This is a genomic window from Flavobacterium pectinovorum (assembly GCF_022802975.1).
GTDB lineage: Bacteria > Bacteroidota > Bacteroidia > Flavobacteriales > Flavobacteriaceae > Flavobacterium > Flavobacterium pectinovorum_B.
In genome coordinates this window covers 64,518-81,006 of sequence record NZ_JAFEVZ010000015.1, presented here as the reverse complement: position 1 = coordinate 81,006, position 16,489 = coordinate 64,518, and the positions used below count along the sequence as shown (strand labels likewise).

Below are 16,489 nucleotides of genomic sequence, written 5' to 3'. Positions count from 1 at the left end.
GATAATTTCAAAGTGATATTGAATAACAATTCTAAACAGTTTGAGTTTTAAGTCCTGGTTATTGCCGATTGCAAAAAAACTTGAAACTTAAAACCTGAAACATGAAAAACAAATAAAATGAACGAACAAGAATTTGGTTTTGAAACACAAGCCATCAGAACGCATTTAGAAAAGTCACAATTTCAGGAACATTCCACTCCTTTATATTTATCATCAAGTTTTGTATTTGAAGATGCAGAGGATATGAGGGCTTCTTTTACAGAAGAAAAAGTACGTAATATTTACTCCCGTTTCAGTAATCCAAACACTACAGAGTTTGTGGATAAAGTTTGTGCAATGGAAGGAGCTGAGACCGGATATGCTTTTGCAACCGGAATGGCTGCAATATATTCTACTTTGGCTGCATTACTGGAATCAGGTGACCATATTGTTTCTGCCGGAAGTGTTTTTGGGTCTACTCATGCATTGTTTATGACATATTTTCCAAAATGGAATATTGAAACCACATATTTTGATATTAATCAGCCGGAAACCATTGAGAGTTTTATCAAACCAAACACTAAAATTCTATACGCAGAAACACCTACAAATCCGGGTGTAGATGTAGTTGATTTAGAATTGTTAGGTCAGATTGCGAAGAAACACAATTTGATTTTAATCATTGACAACTGTTTTGCAACACCATATATTCAACAGCCAATTAAATACGGTGCACATATTGTTATTCATTCGGCTACAAAATTAATGGATGGGCAAGGACGTGTATTGGGTGGAGTTGCAGTTGGTGAGGCAGAATTAATTCGCAAAATATACTTGTTTTCAAGAAATACCGGGCCTGCAATGTCTCCATTTAATGCATGGGTATTATCAAAAAGTTTAGAGACTTTGGCAGTTCGTGTGGACAGACATTGCGAAAATGCTTTGAAAGTTGCCGAGTTTTTAGAAAGTCACCCAAATGTAAATAGTGTGAAATATCCTTTCTTAAAATCACATCCAAAGTATGAAATTGCTAAAAAGCAAATGCTTTTAGGTGGTAACATCATTGCATTCGAAATTAAAGGCGGAATTGAAGCAGGACGCAAATTTTTGGATAAAATTAAATTGTGTTCACTTTCAGCCAATATTGGCGATGTTAAAACGATTGTAACACATCCGGCATCAACAACACATAGTAAACTGTCTGTTGAAGAAAAATTAGCGGTTGGAATCACTGAAGGTTTGGTACGTGTTTCTGTAGGTTTGGAAACTGTAAAAGATGTAATTGCTGATTTAGAGCAGGCGCTTTCTTAAAATAATTTAGATTTCGAAAAATCTAAAAATAATATCAATAACGATTTTTGACTGTAAATTTATTACTGTTAAAAATCGTTATTTTTTTATAATTGTTTAAGGGAAAAAGTATATTTTTGTTTTAGGACATAGCCAAAATTTTTAATTTAAAACTAATTTTTACATGAACGATTCGACTTATATTCTTGATGAAATATTGTTAGCTTCCAGCGGAAAACGCTTTGTGAATTATTTGATAGATTATGCTTTTAATTATGGTTTCGGTTATGTATTCGGGCTTTTTTTGGTATTAATTGCTGATGTTTTAGAATCATTTGGAATTACAGCATTTGGATTCTGGATTTATAATTTAGGACAAATAGAATGGATTATCATTGGGATAATGTTGACGGTAGTTTATTATATTTTAGTTGAAGGTTTTTTTGGAATATCTTTAGGAAAATTAGTAACAGGAACCATTGTTGTTGATGAAAATGGAGAAAAACCAAGTTTTAAAACAATTATAAAAAGAAGCTTTTGCCGTTGTATACCATTTGATGCTTTTACTTTTTTAGGAGGTTCAAGAGGTTGGCATGATTCTTTGTCAGATACTTATGTAGTGGATAAAAAAGCATTAGCAGAAGAAAAGAAAATGTTTTATGAATTTAAGTTAATTGGGATTCCAGAGCAAGAGTAATAAAAAAGAACTTTTCTGTACAATGAAACTAAGATTACTCATTTTGTCAGATTTGTTTGGAGGGAAAAATTCCGATTGGGAAAAATTATATACTGAAATATTGCAATCTAAATTTGATGTTCAGTATTATGATGTTTGTGCTTTGGCAGATATCAGTTCAGAAAGTGTAAGTGAATTGAATATTCATAATCAATTTTTAAATGGAGGAATTGAAAAGGCAGTCGAGAATTTATTGAAACTTGAAAAAAAGGAAACCACTGTTTTAGGTTTCAGCATTGGAGGAACAATTGCCTGAAAAGCTACTTTAAACGGATTAAAAGTTTCTCATTTAATTGCAGTTTCATTAACAAGATTGTGTTTTGAAATCCAAGGGCATCAATTTTATTTGCAAAAACAGAACGCTTTGGTTATGTGTAATAATTTTTTGTAGGTTTTTGTTCAAAAAGTATATTTTTGTTAACATCGGGAATTAAAAACTGACAATAAATTCAATTTAAGTTTAGGAAGAAGATTTATAAAACTATACTAATTTAGTAGAATTAACTTTTCTTACTGTTAGTAATCTCGTTCAAAAAGCTTATTTTTGCTGCGGAATAATAAGAAGCTGATTGTTTAACTCATTGATGGCTTCTGAACTAAATTTACAATCTAAAATTTAAAAATGCTTTCAAAGAAAACAAAATACGGAATTAAAGCTTTAACCTATTTGGCCCGACGTGAAAATAATGAGCCCGTACAAATTGCTGAAATTGCCAAAAGTGAACACATTTCGATTAAATTTCTGGAGAGTATTTTATTGCTGCTTAGAAACTCAGGTTTTCTGGGAGCCAAAAAAGGTAAAGGAGGAGGTTATTATCTGATTAAAGAGCCTAAAGATATCAGCATGGCCAAAGTATATCGTATTCTTGAAGGACCAATAGCACTGTTGCCTTGTGCCAGTCATAATTTCTATGAAAAATGCGATGATTGTGATGATGAAGCAACCTGTGCAGCAAGACGTTTAATGACTGAGGTTCGTGATAATACGCTTAAAATACTTGAAAGTAATTCTTTGGCAGATATAGCTTTTTAATTAAAGACTATTCAAGTTATAAATAAAAAAAAATGACCATTTCTAAATTTGAAATGGTCATTTTTTTAGGGTTATATTTTGTCTAAAAAATCAATTTATATCCGGCTAAAAAAAGCATTACTGCGATTGCATTTCTAAGTAATTGATCCGGAACTTTTCCACTCAGCATACTTCCTATAAAAATTCCCGGAAGAGATCCTAATAATAACTGTCCCAATAATATAAGATCCAGATTTCCCATTGAGGCATGTCCAACCCCGGCAACTAATGTTAATGGAACAGCATGTGCAATTTCAGTTCCCACTAAACGAGGCGTTGGTAATAAAGGATAAAGAAAGAATAAAGTAACGGTTCCCAATGCACCGGCACCAATAGAAGTTAAAGTTACTGTTGCGCCTAATAAAATACCAATTCCTATGGTTAGCATATTTTGAGTTGTGCTTTCACTGTGAAATTTATCTCCGGCGTGCTTTTGAGAAAATTTTAGTATTTTTTGTTTAAATATAATAGCTACAGAGGTGAAAAGTAATGCCCAGCCTAAACTTTGCTTAATGACCTGATTCACGGTTTCTATATCGGTTTTAATACTATTTAATATCCATAAAGTTAGCATTGCCGCAGGAACACTTCCTAATGTTAACCAGCCTGTTATAGACCAGTTTACATTGTTTTTTTTATGATGTACAAAAACACCGCCCATTTTGGTAAAAGCGGCATAGAGTAAATCGGTACCTACAGCTTTTGTTGGCGGAATACCAAAATACAATAAAATGGGTGTCATTAATGAACCACCGCCAACACCTGTGAGTCCAACTATAAAGCCAACGGCTAAACCTGCAATTACCAAACCTATTTGAAAATCCATAAAAAAAAGTTTGGCGCAAAAATAAAAACAATTTTACAATTATCCTATGGAAATGGTAGGCTTTAAAATTGTATCTTTGGAACATAGAATAATTTTAAGGATATGTGTCTTAAAAACAGCGAAATATGATTTTAGATTTGTTGAATTTATTTATTAGTCTTTTAAAATATCCTTAAAATTTGATTTTAAGAAGTTTAGAAGTGTAAAAAGTTGAAGAATTGTTTTGATATTTAGAAATAAGTAGTAATTTTGCCTTTCAATCTACTAAGCCGATGGGGTAATGGATTTTAGGTAAGGAAGCCCAGTAATTATGGAGAAAGAATTAAAAATAAATAGTGTTGATGTTACCTTTTATGCGTCAATAAAAGAAAAATTATGGATAGGGATACCTGTTGTTTTATTAATAGGTTTGTTAAGTACGCTGATTTATAATCACCATGCCGAGTTTTCCTGGGATGGATTTGTTGGAGGATTTAATCAGGAGTTTTTGATTTTTTTCGGAATTGGTGTTTTTGCACAATTAGTAGATGGTACTTTGGGAATGGGTTATGGGGCAACTTCAACTTCATTTCTACTGGCTTACGGAGTTCCTCCGGTAGTTAGCAGTACAGGAGTTCACGTGGCAGAGATGTTTACAACGGGAGCATCCGCAATATCGCATCATAAGTTTGGAAATATCAATAAAAAACTCGTAAAACATTTATTGATTCCGGGAGTATTAGGATCGATTACGGGGGCTTATTTGTTATCTGATGTAATTGACGGCGATTTGATTAAACCATTTATTGCAGTTTATATGATCGTTTTGGCAGTTGTTATTATTAAGAAAGCATTAAAAAAGAGCATCGTAAAAAAGAAAACTACAAAATTGAGTGCTTTAGCTGTTTTTGGAGGTTTCATGGATTCTGTTGGCGGTGGAGGCTGGGGACCTATTGTGACTTCAACATTATTAGGAAGAGGAAGAAATCCGAGATATACAATTGGTTCTGTAAATGCTGCAGAATTTGCGATTTCATTTGCAAGCGGGATAACGTTTATGCTTTTTGGAGGTATTCACGGCTGGCAGGTAATCATCGGGTTAATTTTAGGAGGCGTTATTTCGGCACCATTAGCAGCTTATCTGGTTAATAAAATTAGAAGAAAGCCAATGATGATTGCAGTAGGAATTTTAATTATTTTATTGAGTTTAAAAACATTATCTAAATTATTGTAATAAATATTTTAGTAAGGAAAGAAAAATATGAGTGCGACAATTATACCATCACTGTTAGATAAAACGAAAGATTTTTCAATTGAAGAAACTTTTGCTTTTCTGGCTGAAGAATATCCGGGAAAAGTAATTTTTTCAACTTCCTTCGGTCAGGAAGATCAAGTGATTACAGATTACATTGCCAAAAGCAATTTGGATATTACCATTTTTACATTAGATACCGGAAGATTGTTTCAGGAAACGTACGATGTTTTTCATAAAACATTAAAAAAATATAAGAAACCTATTGAGGTTTTCTTTCCTGAAACTGCATCGGTTGAAAATTTACTGAAAGAAAAAGGACCAAATAGCTTCTACGATTCGGTTGAAAACAGAAAAGAGTGCTGTTTTATTCGAAAAGTAGTTCCGTTGCGAAAAGCTTTGGCAGGAAATGCAGTCTGGATTACAGGTTTAAGAGCAGAACAATCCGAGAACAGACAAGATTTGAGTTTGTTCGAATATGATGGAGGTTTTGACATTGTCAAATTCAATCCTTTATTAAAATGGTCTTTGCAGGAAGTTGAAGATTATTTACGGAAAAATAATGTACCTCAAAACGCCTTACACAAAAAAGGCTTTGTAAGTATCGGTTGTGCGCCTTGTACCAGAGCCATTTTTCCCGGAGAAGACATCAGAGCCGGAAGATGGTATTGGGAATCCAGTCATAAAGAATGTGGTTTGCATAGCGCTAAGAAAGAGTAAGAGAAAGAAGTAAGAGGCAAGACTTCTGCAGAGAATAGAATATAGATTATAGAATAAAGAGTGGAGATTTAGATCAGGCGAAAAAACTTGAAACTAAAGTTTTCACAAATAAAATATCAAATAAAATATCAAAAATGAGTTCAGTATTAAAAACAAATGCTTTAGAAAGTGAAGCGATATACATCTTTAGAGAAGTTGTTTCTCAGTTTGACAAACCGGTTTTACTTTTTTCAGGCGGGAAAGATTCTATAACATTAGTACGTTTGGCACAAAAAGCATTTTTTCCTGCAAAAATTCCGTTTCCTCTATTGCATGTTGATACGGGACATAATTTTCCTGAAACAATTGCTTTCAGAGATAAATTGGTGGAAGAATTAGGTTTGGAATTAATCGTTCGTAATGTTCAGGATGCTATTGATGAAGGAAAAGTGGTTGAAGAAACAGGAAAATATTCAAGCCGTAACAGCTTGCAAACTACAACACTTTTAGATGCAATTGAAGAGTTCAAATTTGATGCTTGTATTGGAGGAGCACGTCGTGATGAAGAAAAAGCAAGAGCTAAAGAACGTATTTTCTCAGTTCGTGACGATTTCGGACAATGGGACGAAAAAAATCAAAGACCTGAATTATTTGATATTTTGAACGGAAAAATAGAAAATGGACAAAACGTTCGTGTTTTCCCAATTTCGAACTGGACAGAATTAGATGTTTGGAGTTATATCGAAAAAGAGCACATCGAAATTCCATCCATCTATTTTTCACATAAAAGAAAAGTTTTTTTGAGAGACGGTTTAATCTGGTCACATTCTCCTTTTGTGTATCAGGAAGAAGACGAACAAATCGAAGAGCGAATTGTTCGCTTCAGAACCGTTGGGGATATGAGCTGTACAGCAGCAGTTGAATCTTATGCAGCAACAATTCAGGAAGTTGTGGGAGAAATCAGAGAATCTACCATTTCTGAAAGAGGAGCCAGAATAGATGACAAACGTTCTGAAGCTGCAATGGAGAAAAGAAAACAACAAGGATACTTTTAATTTTTGGTAAGAAGTTAAAAGTTAGATGTTAGAAATTGATTGTAAGATATCAACAACAAAAATCAAGAAAACAAAAACATACAGATTTATAAGTTTCGAGAGAGCATAAAACCTGAAACTTTAAACCTGAAACAAAATATTACAGAATGGACGTTTTAAAAATAGCAACAGCAGGAAGTGTAGATGACGGGAAAAGTACTTTAATCGGAAGATTATTGTACGATACAAAATCATTGACTACAGATAAAATTGAAGCAATCGAAAAAAGCAGTAAACAAAAAGGATACGATTATCTGGATTTTTCATTGGCAACAGACGGATTGGTAGCCGAAAGAGAACAGGGAATCACTATTGACGTTGCTCATATTTATTTTTCGACTGCAAAGAAAAGTTACATTATTGCCGATACTCCGGGCCACGTAGAATATACAAGAAACATGGTTACAGGAGCTTCAACTTCTCAGGTTTCTATCATTTTGATTGATGCCAGAAAAGGAGTTATAGAGCAAACATACCGTCACTTTTTTATCAATAATTTATTGAGAGTAAAAGAGGTAATCGTTGCCATCAACAAAATGGATTTGGTTGATTACTCAGAAGAAGTTTTCAATAAAATCAAAGCCGATTTTCAGGCATTAAATGCGAAAAGTACTTTCAAAGAGCAAAACGTAAGTTATATTCCGTTAAGTGCTTTGACAGGAGATAATGTTGTGGATAAATTAGATGGAATGCCTTGGTATCAGGGACAGACTATTTTAGAACATTTGGAAGGATTACATTCTTCTGATGTTTTTGAAAGTGGAAAAGCACGTTTTCCGGTTCAGACTGTAATTCGTCCTAAAACAGAGGAATACCATGATTTTAGAGGATATGCCGGAAAATTATACGGAAATTCTATTAAAATAGGTGATGCCGTTACAGTTCTTCCATCATTAACAGAATCAAAGGTTACAAATATTCACTTTTTTGATAAACAATTTGATGAAGCTGTTGCAGGTTCTTCTATTACAATCGAATTAGAAAATGATATCAATGTAACAAGAGGCGATATGATTGTAAAATCATCAGAGCTTCCAAAAATTGAAAAAGACATTGTGACTACTGTATGCTGGATGGACAGCAAAAAATTAGTTGCTGGAGCGAAGTATTTTGTACAGCACAATACGAATAGAGTTTTAGCGAAAATTGAAAGTGTTACAAATACAATTGCGACTGATTATTCAGGAACTACTCCGGCTTCACAATTAGCAATTAATGAAATTGGAGAAGTAAGTATCAAATTAAGCAAAGCGTTGTATTTTGACTCTTATAACGAAAATAAATCAAACGGTGCTTTTATTTTAATTGATGCCGTAACCAACACAACAGCAGGAGTAGGATTCATTAGATAGTTTCGCTGCTGTAAGCTTTAAGCAATAGGCTTTAAGCAAAAAATACAAAGTTAAAAAAGCCTAAAGCGTACAGCTTAAAGCCTAAAGCCAAAAATAAAATGGAAAGTTTTAGAACAGAAATAGAAAATCCGGTAGTTCAGAAAGAGATTATCGATTTAGAAAAAAAGATTCATTTATTCCGAGGAGGAAAAATTGATGATGAGCGTTTTCGTAGCCTTCGTTTAGCACGTGGAATTTACGGTCAGCGTCAGGAAGGCGTTCAAATGATTCGTATCAAATTGCCTTACGGTAAAGTAACGAGCGAGCAATTAGTGCGTATTACGAAAGTTTCTGATGAATATTCTACAGGACGTTTGCACATTACAACACGTCAGGATATTCAGATTCACTACGTAAGTTTAGACAGAACGCCTGAACTTTGGGCTAATTTAGCTAAAGACGATATTACATTAAGAGAAGCTTGTGGAAACACAGTTAGAAATATTACAGGAAGTGAATTAGCCGGTGTAGACGTAAACGAACCGTTTGATGTAACACCTTATGCACACGGAATGTTCCAGTACTTATTAAGAAACCCAATCTGTCAGGAAATGGGACGTAAATTCAAAATTTCGTTCTCTTCTTCAGATGAAGATACTGCCTTGAGTTATTTACACGATTTAGGATTTATTCCAAAAATTAAAGACGGACAAAAAGGATTCAAAGTAGTTTTTGGAGGAGGTTTAGGATCTCAGCCAGCGCATGCCGAATTGCTTTCTGAGTTTATTCCGGTTAATGAAATTATCCCAACAGCAGAAGGAATCATTCGTATTTTCGACAGATACGGTGAACGTGCAAAAAGAATGAAAGCACGTATGAAATTCTTAATCAAAGAAATCGGAAAAGATGTTTTTCTTGATTTAGTTGAAAAAGAGAAAAAAGCAATCGCTTTTGAAACATACGAAATTGACACCACTGCTTTTGACGGACCAATTCCGGAACCTTTATTGGAAGTTCCACAGGTAGCTATTGATGATACTGCTGCTTATGAAGCATGGAAAGCATCAAACGTAATCGCTCAAAAACAGGCAGGTTATTATGCTATCGGAATCAAAATTTTATTAGGAGATTTTTATACCGATAAAGCCAGATTATTAGCTGACCTGATTAAAAATTATGGAGCGAATGAATTGCGTTTTTCATTGCGTCAAAATATTGTAATTCGTCATATAAAAGAAGAAAATTTACCATTCTTTTATCAGGAATTAGCAAAATTAGATATGGTGGCTTTAGGTTACAATACTATAGGTGATATCACTGCGTGCCCGGGTACTGATACTTGTAATTTGGGGATTGCGAGCAGTACCGGAATTGCAGAAGAATTAGAAAAAGTGATTAAAGCAGAATATCCACAATACAGCAATAACAGCGAAATTGAAATTAAAATTTCTGGTTGTATGAATGCTTGTGGTCAGCACAATATGTCTGCTATTGGATTTCAGGGAATGTCTATCAATTCAGGAAAACTGGTAGCTCCGGCTTTACAGGTTTTATTAGGAGGCGGACGTTTAGGAAACGGTGAAGGACGTTTTGCTGATAAAGTAATCAAAATTCCAAGCCGTAGAGGACCAGATGCATTAAGAACTATTTTAAATGATTTTGATGCGAATGGAAGCGGACAGAAATTCCTAAATTATTATGATGCCAAAGGAGAAAAATATTTCTATGAAATTTTAAAACCTTTTGCAGATGTAACCAATTTAACTGAAGCTGATTTTATTGACTGGGGTAACGCAGATAACTACGTAAAAGCGGTTGGAGTTGGAGAATGTGCCGGAGTTGTAATTGATTTAGTGGCTACCTTATTATTGGAAGCAAAAGATAAACTGACTTTTGCTCAGGAATCATTTGACGAAAATAAATGGTCAGATGCTATTTATCATGCTTACGCAGGATTTGTAAATGGTGCTAAAGCATTGCTGCTTTCTGAAAATGAAAAAACAAACAATCATGCTGGAATTATTGATTTGTTTGATAAAGTTTTTGTTGAAAGTGGAAAAATTCAATTAGCAACAACATTTAGAGAATTGGTATATCAAATAAATACTGTTGCTCCTTCAGAAGCTTTTGCAAAACAATACATTCAGGAAGGAATTCAGTTTTTTGATACTATTGAAAAATACAGAGCACAAGAATTAGCGAATGCTTAATATCAAACCAAAAGTAACTTTAGTCGGTGCAGGTCCCGGCGATCCGGAATTGCTTACGCTGAAAGGTGTAAAAGCACTGGCTGAAGCGAATGTGGTTTTGTATGATGCCTTGGCAAATGATGAAATTTTAGGCCACGCTCCTAAAAATGCGATCAGAATTTTTGTTGGAAAAAGAATTGGAGACCATGTTTATTCGCAGGATCAGATCAATCAGTTGATTGTGGATAATGCACTGACGTATGGAAACGTAGTCAGGTTAAAAGGTGGAGATCCGTTTATTTTTGGAAGAGGAAGTGAAGAAATAGAATTCGCAGAAAGTTTCGGAATCGAGACAGTTGTAATTCCGGGAATTTCTTCTGTAGTAGCTGTTCCGGCAAGTAAGGGAATTTCGATTACAAAGAGAGGAGTTTCAGAAAGCTTTTGGGCCATTACAGGAACAACTTCAGACAGGAGATTGTCAGCAGATGTAGCTTTGGCAGCACAATCATCAGCAACAGTTGTGATTTTGATGGGAATGCACAAATTGCCTCAAATTGTTGAATTGTTTCAGCAGGGAAACAAAGGTAATTTGCCCGTAGCGATTATTCAAAATGGAACAAGAGCAGAAGAAAAAGTGGGTGTTGGAACAGTAGATTCGATTTTGGAAATTGTAAAGCAGAAAAAATTAAGCTCACCGGCAATTATTGTACTCGGAGAAGTAGTCCGTGAAAGCAATAAGTTGAAAGGATTTTATGAAGAGTTTTTTTCAGAAGAAAGCGTTAGATAAAATAAAAAACTCCGTAGGAGTGAAACATATTGTAGCGTCGGATTTTAATCCGATGAAAGCGAAAGCAATAAGTTGAAAGGATTTTACGAAGAATTTCTTTCAAAAGAAATCTCGAGATAAGTTCCGTAGGAGTGAAACATATTGTAGCGTCGGGTTTTAACCCGATGAAAAGAACGAAAAATGGTGTTACGTCGGATATTTCCCGATGATAAAATAAAAATTGTAACGTCAGATTTTAGTATTTTCGGCGAAACAAAAAATTAAAATGGAACAAAACGAATTATATCCGGTATTCTTAAAACTTCACAATCTAAATGTGCTGATTGTAGGCGGAGGAAATGTTGGATTGGAAAAGCTTTCTTTTTTATTAAAGTCGAGTCCAAATGCCAATGTTGAAGTGGTTGCACCTGACTTTCATTTAGAAATTAAAGTTTTAGCAGAAAAGCATCCTTCAATTAAACTGACGGAAGCAAAGTTCAAGAAGAAAATGCTCAAAAAACGCCACATGGTAATTGCCTGCACGGATGATTTAGCGGTGAATAAAAGGGTTTACGATTTGTCCAGAAAGCGTTATTTGATTTGCAATATTGCTGATACGCCTGATTTATGTGATTATTATCTGGGCGGAATCGTAACAAAAGGAAATGTAAAAATTGCCATTTCGACCAACGGAAAATCACCAACAACAGCCAAAAGGCTTCGTGAGTTTTTTGAAGAAGTGATTCCGGAGGACATCAACAAAATGGTCGAAAATCTCAATGAATACAGAAAAACTTTGAAAGGCGATTTTGAAGATAAAGTAAAGAAGATGAATGAAATAACAGCTTCTTTGAAGAATAAAGAATAACAAAAAAGTTCCGGAGGAACGAATCATATTATAGCGTCGGGTTTCAACCCGATGTACAAAGAATGAACGAAATTACGGCTTCATTAAAAAATAAAGAGTAAAAAATTTCGCAAAGAAATGAATGATAAAAATCATTGAAATTAGAATAAATTATTCGTTTCTTTGTATTATTAAGAATGATTATAAACAACACCATAATGATTAAAACAGATATACTTATAATTGGAGCAGGACCAACAGGTTTATTTGCCGTATTCGAGGCAGGATTATTAAAATTAAAATGCCATATTTTGGATGCTTTGCCACAACCGGGCGGACAGCTTTCGGAGTTGTATCCAAAAAAGCCTATTTATGATATTCCTGGTTTTCCGGAAGTTTTGGCAGGAGATTTAGTGGATGGTTTAATGGAGCAGATTAAGCAGTTTGAGCCAGGTTTCACTTTAGGTGAGCGTGCAGAAACTATCGAAAAGCAAGAAGACGGAAGTTTTATCGTAACGTCAAATAAAGGAAAGAAATTCCACGCACCTGTAATTGCCATTGCAGGAGGTTTAGGAAGTTTTGAACCAAGAAAACCTCTTATTGAAGATATCGAATTTTATGAAGATAAAGGTGTAAAATACTTCATCAAAAATCCTGAAAAATTCAGAGATAAAAGAGTAGTGATTGCAGGAGGAGGAGATTCAGCATTAGACTGGAGTATTTTCCTTGCCAATGTAGCTTCAGAAGTAACTTTGATTCACCGTAGAAACGAATTTAGAGGCGCTTTGGATTCTGTAGAAAAAGTACAGGAACTAAAATCAGCCGGAAAAATCAAATTGATCACGCCAGCTGAGGTAATTGGAATAAACGGTGCTGAGCACGTAGAATCTTTGGATATCGAAGAAAACGGAGCACACCGTAAAATCGAAACAGATTTCTTTATTCCACTTTTCGGGTTAACGCCAAAATTAGGACCAATTGCTGACTGGGGATTAGAAATCGAGAAAAATGCAATTAAAGTAAACAATGCATTAGATTACCAGACTAATATTCCGGGAATTTTCGCTATTGGAGACGTAAATACATACCCTGGAAAATTAAAGCTAATCCTTTGTGGTTTCCACGAAGCGACTTTAATGTGTCAGGCAGCATACGCAATCATCAATCCAGGTAAAAAATACGTATTAAAATATACGACAGTTTCTGGTGTTGATGGTTTCGACGGAACTCGTAAAGAAGCTCCAAAAGCAGTTGTGAAAGCGATAGTTTAGTCTGAGTTTCTAAGTTGCTGAGCAACTAAGTTTCTAAGATTTTAGATAGTAAAGCCCAAACTTTTTTAGTTTGGGCTTTTTGTTGATGTTAACTTAATCTTTGTCCATAAGAAGCTTATTAACTTTGTAATCTAAAAATAAATTTTGAATAACAAATATAAAATACTAACTTTAAGAAAGTATTAAACAAATTATCTATTATGAACAATGACGAACAACTACTGGAAGAAAATTCAAAAATTAGCAGTGAAATGAAAATGACAGATAATGAATTAACAGATCATCAGGAAGTCATGGATACATTTCTAAAATGGGACAGAAGTTTTTAAACTACCCATTTTGATGACATTAATAAGCCTGAGACTTTAGGCCTTATAGACTAAGAATTTAAAATCAAAAGCTCAAACTATTAGATGGTTTGAGCTTTTTTATTTCGGAAAATATAAGCTTAAAACCTCAGAACCTTAGTGTTTTAGAATCTAAAAAAAAACTTGCAAGTCGAAAGGCTATTTTGTACCTTTGCGCCGTTCCTAATTTTATTGAAAGTTATCACGAAAGGCGGAGGGAAAGACCCAATGAAACCTTAGCAACCCTTTGCCATAAAGAAGGTGCTACATTCTACTTAAACACTACAAACACAGTATTTAAGATAGATAACACAAATACATAAAGTATTTCTTAAACTTTTCCTGACAACTACAATATTACTGAAACAGATTCAGTATTTCGAGCGAATCATTGGCGCATTTTTGCCGTCAACAGTTCCCGCTGTACACAAATATCTTTTATTCTGAACCCCAGAATAAAAGGATATTTGCTTCCATCGGGGCTAATGAGCCGGCAATAGTGAACTTTTGGAATTAATAATAAATAAAAACTTAGCATCTTAGAACCTTAGCGTCTTAGTGCCTAAAAGAAAAAGATATGTCAATAACAATTCAGGAAGCGATTAAAAAAAATATCCTAATCCTTGACGGAGCAATGGGAACCATGTTACAACGCTACAACTTCTCAGAAGAAGATTTTCGTGGCCAGCGTTTCAAAGATTTCCCGCATCCGTTAAAAGGAAACAACGATTTATTATCCCTAACACAGCCAAAGGCAATTCGTGATGTACACGCTGCGTATTACGAAGCAGGCGCGGATATCGTAGAAACCAATACTTTTTCCGGAACTACAATCGGTATGGCCGATTATTTCATGGAAGATCTGGTTTACGAATTAAACTACGAATCGGCAAAAATTGCAAGACAAGTTGCGGATGAATTCACAGCTAAAAATCCTGAAAAACCACGTTTTGTAGCCGGTTCAATCGGACCGACGAACCGTACCGCAAGTATGTCACCAGACGTAAACGATCCGGGTTACAGAGCCGTAACTTTTGATGATTTACGGATTGCATACAAACAACAGGTAGAAGCTTTAATGGACGGAGGCTGCGATTTACTTTTGGTAGAAACGATTTTCGACACACTAAACGCAAAAGCAGCACTTTTTGCCATCGAAGAAGTAAAAGACGAACGTAATCTGGATATTCCGATCATGGTTTCAGGAACGATTACCGATGCTTCAGGAAGAACGCTTTCCGGACAAACGGTTGAAGCATTTCTGATTTCAGTTTCACATATTCCGTTATTGAGTGTTGGTTTCAATTGCGCATTAGGAGCCGATTTGCTGAAACCGTATTTAAAAACATTAGCGCATAACACAAGCTTTAATGTTTCGGCACATCCAAACGCAGGATTGCCAAACGCATTCGGACAATATGATGAAACACCAGAACAGACTCAGGCATTCATTAAAGAATATTTAGAGGATAATTTGATTAATATCATCGGCGGTTGTTGCGGAACAACTCCGGATCATATTCGATTAATGGCTGAGGTTGCGAAGGATTATAAGCCACGTGTGGCACCAGTTTTTGAATAATGAAAGTAGATAAAAGAAAGAAATTTAAATTACTTAGAAATGGAAAACAGTTTTTGTTTAATTCATTCATTACCTGTACTTTATTTTCATTTTTTTTCTTGTATTTTTTTAAGTATGTTTTAATAAATAAATCATCCCAAGATATTGCAACAACCATAAGTGGAACTCTTGGCACTGCTTTGGGGTTTTTCGGCTCTATTTTAGTATATAAGGCATTACGAGAGCAAGTAAAGGCAAATAAATTAATTCAAAAGCAATTTGAGATACAAGTTTTCGAATCTCGATTATATAAAATGCTTGATAGTTATAATTTAAATGTCAGCGATTTAAAGTTTATTGGAAGAAAAAGTGGAAATCTTTTTGAAGGGAAACGAGTTTTTTCTCATTTGATAAATAATTATAATACATTAAAAAAGGAAATTATACAGTTTAATGAATCGAAGCAATATAAAGTTGAAAGTATAACAAATTTAGATTACCGAAAAAAACTTGTAAAATATAAAGAGGGTATAAAAATTTCATCTTGGATAGTTTTAGAACTATCATATGTTATTTTTTTCTATGGAGTTGGAGTAACTGGCAGAAAAAATATAAAATCACTATTAAGTGGAAATTATAATGATGATTATTTAATTCAGTTGCTAAATTATCTGTCTAATAAACCGGTTGAATATCGAAACAATGAAGATGCGATAGAAAATTGGAAAAAAATTATGTTAGATTTTGAAAATTTTAATTTTCCAAATAATGAAAAATTTGATAAGTTTTATAATGGTCATCAAAGTAATTTAGGGCATTACTATCGACACTTATTTATGATAGTGAAGTATATAAATGGACAAAACAAATTAAGTTATCTTGAAAAGTGGAACTATTCTAAATTATTAAGAACACAATTATCAAACCATGAGCAAGAATTGTTTTTTTTAAATAGTATCTCAATTTTAGGAAGAGATTGGGAATTGAAAAATATAGGTTCTGATAAAGAAGATGAAAATGAGCAATTTATCACAAAATATGATTTAATTAGAAATGTTTCGAAATCAGTTCTAGCTAAATATAAAATAAAATCGTTCTACCCAAATGTAGAATATGAACAAGAAGAGATTACGGCTCGTAGAAAATATTTAGATGAGAAGGTCTATGAATAGATTGAATAATCTTATGAAACCGGATTCGCGTGAGGGATAGAAGTGAAAAGCCCGCAGACCAATGCAGTGCTAACGAAA

16 protein-coding genes and 1 riboswitch are annotated in these 16,489 nt (G+C 34.0%); of the genes, 15 read left to right on the top strand and 1 reads right to left on the bottom strand.

Annotated features, from left to right (window positions below; translation table 11 throughout):
- The first annotated feature begins 117 nt into the window (after positions 1–117).
- The 4 genes from FLV_RS17885 (at position 118) to FLV_RS17870 (ending at position 3,038) form a co-directional block, all read left to right on the top strand.
- Positions 118–1,290: a trans-sulfuration enzyme family protein gene (locus tag FLV_RS17885; protein WP_243235995.1), complete on the top strand. Its 1,173-nt coding sequence runs from the start codon at positions 118–120 to the stop codon at positions 1,288–1,290.
- A 163-nt stretch (positions 1,291–1,453) separates the two neighbouring features.
- Positions 1,454–1,966 (top strand): RDD family protein, encoded by a 513-nt coding sequence (locus tag FLV_RS17880; RefSeq protein ID WP_243235977.1) that lies wholly within the window; start codon positions 1,454–1,456, stop codon positions 1,964–1,966.
- A gap of 22 nt (positions 1,967–1,988) precedes the next feature.
- Positions 1,989–2,261, top strand: coding sequence for a hypothetical protein (locus FLV_RS17875; RefSeq protein ID WP_243235976.1), 273 nt, complete (start codon positions 1,989–1,991; stop codon positions 2,259–2,261).
- 366 nt (positions 2,262–2,627) lie between these two features.
- Entirely contained in the window at positions 2,628–3,038 is a 411-nt protein-coding gene (locus FLV_RS17870; RefSeq protein WP_243235974.1) for an RrF2 family transcriptional regulator, read from the top strand.
- A gap of 82 nt (positions 3,039–3,120) precedes the next feature.
- Here FLV_RS17870 and FLV_RS17865 read toward each other — a convergent pair whose 3' ends face one another.
- Positions 3,121–3,903 (bottom strand): sulfite exporter TauE/SafE family protein, encoded by a 783-nt coding sequence (locus FLV_RS17865; RefSeq protein ID WP_243235972.1) that lies wholly within the window; start codon positions 3,901–3,903, stop codon positions 3,121–3,123.
- Positions 3,904–4,213: 310 nt separating this feature from the next.
- On the opposite strand from FLV_RS17865, the gene FLV_RS17860 reads away from it, so the two are divergent.
- The 11 genes from FLV_RS17860 (at position 4,214) to FLV_RS17815 (ending at position 16,411) form a co-directional block, all read left to right on the top strand.
- Entirely contained in the window at positions 4,214–5,116 is a 903-nt protein-coding gene (locus FLV_RS17860; protein WP_243235970.1) for a sulfite exporter TauE/SafE family protein, read from the top strand.
- Between the two features lie 27 nt (positions 5,117–5,143).
- Entirely contained in the window at positions 5,144–5,854 is a 711-nt protein-coding gene (locus tag FLV_RS17855; protein ID WP_243235967.1) for a phosphoadenylyl-sulfate reductase, read from the top strand.
- A 134-nt stretch (positions 5,855–5,988) separates the two neighbouring features.
- Complete coding sequence (gene cysD / locus FLV_RS17850) at positions 5,989–6,888, top strand: sulfate adenylyltransferase subunit CysD (RefSeq protein WP_031454309.1); 900 nt, start codon at positions 5,989–5,991, stop codon at positions 6,886–6,888.
- 146 nt (positions 6,889–7,034) lie between these two features.
- Positions 7,035–8,279, top strand: coding sequence for a sulfate adenylyltransferase subunit 1 (locus FLV_RS17845; protein WP_243235966.1), 1,245 nt, complete (start codon positions 7,035–7,037; stop codon positions 8,277–8,279).
- A 98-nt stretch (positions 8,280–8,377) separates the two neighbouring features.
- Positions 8,378–10,468 (top strand): HEPN domain-containing protein, encoded by a 2,091-nt coding sequence (locus FLV_RS17840; protein WP_243235961.1) that lies wholly within the window; start codon positions 8,378–8,380, stop codon positions 10,466–10,468.
- Positions 10,461–11,234 carry a uroporphyrinogen-III C-methyltransferase gene (cobA, locus tag FLV_RS17835; RefSeq protein WP_243235958.1) on the top strand — a complete coding sequence of 258 codons (774 nt, stop codon included), beginning with the start codon at positions 10,461–10,463 and terminating at the stop codon, positions 11,232–11,234. The genes FLV_RS17840 and cobA overlap by 8 nt, the downstream gene beginning before the upstream one ends.
- A 265-nt stretch (positions 11,235–11,499) precedes the next feature.
- Positions 11,500–12,081 carry a bifunctional precorrin-2 dehydrogenase/sirohydrochlorin ferrochelatase gene (locus FLV_RS17830; protein ID WP_243235957.1) on the top strand — a complete coding sequence of 194 codons (582 nt, stop codon included), beginning with the start codon at positions 11,500–11,502 and terminating at the stop codon, positions 12,079–12,081.
- Between the two features lie 197 nt (positions 12,082–12,278).
- On the top strand, positions 12,279–13,331 hold the full coding sequence (locus FLV_RS17825; RefSeq protein WP_243235955.1) for an NAD(P)/FAD-dependent oxidoreductase: 1,053 nt from the start codon (positions 12,279–12,281) through the stop codon (positions 13,329–13,331).
- A 200-nt stretch (positions 13,332–13,531) separates the two neighbouring features.
- Positions 13,532–13,660, top strand: a complete 129-nt coding sequence (locus FLV_RS19975) for a hypothetical protein (protein WP_262916471.1) — start codon at positions 13,532–13,534, stop codon at positions 13,658–13,660.
- Positions 13,661–13,874: 214 nt separating this feature from the next.
- Positions 13,875–13,991, top strand: a riboswitch (SAM riboswitch).
- Positions 13,992–14,255: 264 nt separating this feature from the next.
- Positions 14,256–15,260 (top strand): homocysteine S-methyltransferase family protein, encoded by a 1,005-nt coding sequence (locus FLV_RS17820; RefSeq protein ID WP_243235953.1) that lies wholly within the window; start codon positions 14,256–14,258, stop codon positions 15,258–15,260.
- Complete coding sequence (locus tag FLV_RS17815) at positions 15,260–16,411, top strand: putative phage abortive infection protein (protein ID WP_243235950.1); 1,152 nt, start codon at positions 15,260–15,262, stop codon at positions 16,409–16,411. Before FLV_RS17820 ends, FLV_RS17815 begins: the two co-directional genes overlap by 1 nt.
- The last annotated feature ends 78 nt before the right edge of the window (positions 16,412–16,489 follow it).

Coding starts and splice junctions, on each gene's coding strand:
- FLV_RS17885 (WP_243235995.1), top strand. CDS start 118: ATGAACGAACAAGAATTTGGTTTTGAAACACAAGCCATCAGAACGCAT.
- FLV_RS17880 (WP_243235977.1), top strand. CDS start 1,454: ATGAACGATTCGACTTATATTCTTGATGAAATATTGTTAGCTTCCAGC.
- FLV_RS17875 (WP_243235976.1), top strand. CDS start 1,989: ATGAAACTAAGATTACTCATTTTGTCAGATTTGTTTGGAGGGAAAAAT.
- FLV_RS17870 (WP_243235974.1), top strand. CDS start 2,628: ATGCTTTCAAAGAAAACAAAATACGGAATTAAAGCTTTAACCTATTTG.
- FLV_RS17865 (WP_243235972.1), bottom strand. CDS start 3,903: ATGGATTTTCAAATAGGTTTGGTAATTGCAGGTTTAGCCGTTGGCTTT.
- FLV_RS17860 (WP_243235970.1), top strand. CDS start 4,214: ATGGAGAAAGAATTAAAAATAAATAGTGTTGATGTTACCTTTTATGCG.
- FLV_RS17855 (WP_243235967.1), top strand. CDS start 5,144: ATGAGTGCGACAATTATACCATCACTGTTAGATAAAACGAAAGATTTT.
- cysD (WP_031454309.1), top strand. CDS start 5,989: ATGAGTTCAGTATTAAAAACAAATGCTTTAGAAAGTGAAGCGATATAC.
- FLV_RS17845 (WP_243235966.1), top strand. CDS start 7,035: ATGGACGTTTTAAAAATAGCAACAGCAGGAAGTGTAGATGACGGGAAA.
- FLV_RS17840 (WP_243235961.1), top strand. CDS start 8,378: ATGGAAAGTTTTAGAACAGAAATAGAAAATCCGGTAGTTCAGAAAGAG.
- cobA (WP_243235958.1), top strand. CDS start 10,461: ATGCTTAATATCAAACCAAAAGTAACTTTAGTCGGTGCAGGTCCCGGC.
- FLV_RS17830 (WP_243235957.1), top strand. CDS start 11,500: ATGGAACAAAACGAATTATATCCGGTATTCTTAAAACTTCACAATCTA.
- FLV_RS17825 (WP_243235955.1), top strand. CDS start 12,279: ATGATTAAAACAGATATACTTATAATTGGAGCAGGACCAACAGGTTTA.
- FLV_RS19975 (WP_262916471.1), top strand. CDS start 13,532: ATGAACAATGACGAACAACTACTGGAAGAAAATTCAAAAATTAGCAGT.
- FLV_RS17820 (WP_243235953.1), top strand. CDS start 14,256: ATGTCAATAACAATTCAGGAAGCGATTAAAAAAAATATCCTAATCCTT.
- FLV_RS17815 (WP_243235950.1), top strand. CDS start 15,260: ATGAAAGTAGATAAAAGAAAGAAATTTAAATTACTTAGAAATGGAAAA.